At 48.4% G+C, this 578-nt stretch carries 1 pseudogene; it reads left to right on the top strand.

The features are described from left to right. Positions 1 to 578: pseudogene (locus tag R7Q46_RS28915) on the top strand (insulinase family protein); the annotation flags it as partial.

Genomic DNA, 578 nt, shown 5'->3' with positions numbered 1-578 from the left:
ATGCGCAGCCTTACTACTCGAACTACCAACGGCTAATGTCGGCGGGTATCTCATTTTCGCCTGACCGCCGTGAACAAATGCACCAAATTTTCATCAGTGCGTTGACGTCACTTCGCGATTACGGCGTGACACAAGCTGAGCTAGAGAGCATCACATCTAACTGGTATGGCGAACTGGCAAATCTTGATTCTGATTGGAGCAAACGCAAGCCAAATAGTTACGCGGAAGCGCGTATTTTCCAATTGGAGCAAGACAGCGTAAGCCAATCGAAAGAGAGCTATGCGCAAAGCTTGGCAGCTTTTTTGGATAAAACGACGCTAGAGAGCGTAAACGCGCAGTTAAAAGAGCTGCTGTCTAATCAACCAAGCTTTGTGATTGGCATGGGCAAAAGTGAAACGCAAGCGCAATTTGCTGATGTATTCACTGCGCTTAACAGCGCCTACCTACAAGCTGGTGAAAAGCCTTCTGACATGAACGCCAAAGCAGAAGGCTTCCTGCAACCAGCAGAGGAAGGCAGCATCGTTAGTATGCGTCAAGCTCCGGGTGGTTTTCAGGTTTACACCTTATCAAACGGTGTG

This window comes from Vibrio sp. 811, from assembly GCF_033339195.1.
This window is presented reverse-complemented; position numbering and strand designations above follow the sequence as displayed.